1 protein-coding gene and 1 pseudogene are annotated in these 2,302 nt (G+C 54.9%); both read right to left on the bottom strand.

Annotated features, from left to right (window positions below; all coding sequences use genetic code 11):
- Nucleotides 1-100 precede the first annotated feature (100 nt).
- Complete coding sequence (locus B5D32_RS14490; RefSeq protein WP_078785658.1) at nt 101-2,005, bottom strand: VirD4-like conjugal transfer protein, CD1115 family; 1,905 nt, start codon at nt 2,003-2,005, stop codon at nt 101-103.
- Nucleotides 2,002-2,302: pseudogene (locus B5D32_RS15470) on the bottom strand (hypothetical protein); the annotation flags it as partial. The pseudogene B5D32_RS15470 and the gene B5D32_RS14490, both read right to left, overlap by 4 nt.

Below are 2,302 nucleotides of genomic sequence, written 5' to 3'. Positions count from 1 at the left end.
CGGGGGAGTCTCGGCAGGCTTTTCTTCTTCGACAGGGGCGGGAATGGGTGCATCCTCAAACTCCACAAGTTCGGGGATAGGCAGGTCGGGGGTAAGAATGTCATTGTTCATTTCCATGGGAAATCTCCTTTTCAGTTTCAGGTTTTGTTATGATGGATTCTTTGTCGGTGGCAACCACCGTTTTTGATTTGGCTGGACGGCCACGGCGCTTAGGCAGTGCCTTGGGGGATGTCTTTGTTTCCACCGGGGGAGTTTCGAGGGGTTCTGGTAAGGCTTTCCGCCACTCCGGGATATGCGCAGATGCTTTGCACTCCCGCAACTGCTTGTAAGCGGGGTGCAGAGAGTAGTCCATCTTGCGAACTTTCAGAACCTTATGACCACGCAATATCACCAGCGCTTCATCTACCGGCAGGCGCAGCACTTCGTCCGGGGTCAGCACCGGGCGCTTGCCGACACCGCTGCTTTCGCGGTATTGCGGCGTATAGTCGGAAACACGCAGGGTGCTTAATGCCTTGGAAGTGCTGGACACCGCCACGCTGGCAATGCCGGTGCGCTGGGAAACATATTCGGCAGTCAGATGATCTGTGCAGCCAAGAAAAAGCTGCACATCACAGTTACCCAAAATCTCCTGCCACTGGTTCTGCGGGTAGCGGTTTTGTAGGCCGGCAAGGTTTTGGAACACGCAGGACATGGATATATTGCGAGAGCGAATGACGCTGATGCGCCGGGATAGTTCGGAAATCGTACCACAGGCGGTCAGCTCCTCGCCCAGCACATGGACTGGCACTGGAAGCCGCCCGCCGGGGCAGTTGGCATCGGCATAGCGCACGAGTTTGATAAAGGCGAAAGATAGGAACAGCGATGCAAGGAAATCAAAGGTGCTGTCTTGGTCGCTGGTGACGAGATAGTACGCGCAGGGTTGCTGCCCCGGCAGTTCAAGGCTGATTTCGTCATACGCAGTGATTTTTTTAATCAGTTCAGACTGAAACACTTGCAACCGGCTGCCCAGCCCGCTGATGACACCGCTGCGCACAGAGTCCGATGCCCGTTGGTACAGGCTGTACGGTGCTTTGGCAGGATGCGTCAGAGGCAGAACATCAAACAGGCTGTCCAACTGACTTTCGCTGCATTGCGTGATAAGGTTGTACACCTCATCGATGGTCCGCTGCTCCGGCGGGTAGGTGAGGTCAACGTACAAGACCAGCGCTTTCAGCAGGTTCATCTCTCCCGAATCCCAGAAGCGGTCACTTTTGCCGGTGCCGTTGGTGTTCTTGATGATGACATCCACGAAAAGCTGCGCCATCAGTTCCTGCCCCTCAATTTCTTTCAGGCAGTTCCACGAGTCGGAATTTTCGGGGCTGACAAGATTGAACACACGCACCGTGTACCCTAAATCTCGCATATATTCGCTGGATTTTTCGTATAGTTCGGATTTTGGGTCACAGATAATCAGCGACTCGCCGCGGGCGGCGCTTTGCAGGATGCGATTCATGCAGAACGAGCGGGTTTTCATCGAGCCGCTGGCACCGTAGACGGCGAGGTTGCCATTCATGCGCGTTTTCTCCGGAATGCAGAGAAACTTTCCGTCGAGCATCCCCAACACGGTGCCTGTATGCTGGGATAGGTCGGAAACCATATCCAGCACGGCGGGAACCTCTCGCGTCTGCATCCAGCCGGATGTGCCGTAAGTACCCTTTGCGGAGAAATCGAAATTGCGTTCGGAATCCGTTAGGGCATCCTGGCTGAACAGCTTTCGGTATAGGAAAATCACAGCGACTGCTGCTGCGCAGCCCGCCATGCAGTACAGATTGTAGGGAAACCACAGAACACCTTTGAGACAGGTCAGCGGCGACAAAGAGGGAAACGGCGGAGAAGTGCCGCCCAGCATACCGCCGTTTTTCTGCCAGACGGCATAGTTGCCGATGAACTGCGTTACGTAGCCGCAGGCATAGAGCAGCAGCGCGACTGCCAATAGAATTTGAGCGCGTTTTTGAGGTTGTTTCATGGGTTGGAGAAGAACCTCCTCTCGAACTCAGCAAAGTCGATGGTCTGCAACTCGACCTTGTCGCCGCAGAGTGATCGCAGCGCGTCCGCCTGAAAATCAAAGCAGAGGATGGCCCCTTTCATTTGCAGTAACTCCAAAGCAGACAGGAACCGGAACATTCGCGGCAGGTCCGGCAGATAACTGAACAGAATTGGTGAGCCTGCATCTGTGCGAGCATCATTCTCGATGAAAGCATTACGGCAAGGCGGCTGAAGCTCTTGTAGCAGCGTGGCGTTTAGTTGCCCGATGACATCCGGG

Source organism: Gemmiger formicilis, assembly GCF_900167555.1.
GTDB classification, from domain to species: domain Bacteria; phylum Bacillota; class Clostridia; order Oscillospirales; family Ruminococcaceae; genus Gemmiger; species Gemmiger formicilis.
The sequence above is the reverse complement of the archived record's forward strand: the minus strand, read 5'-3'. Positions and strand labels throughout refer to the sequence as shown.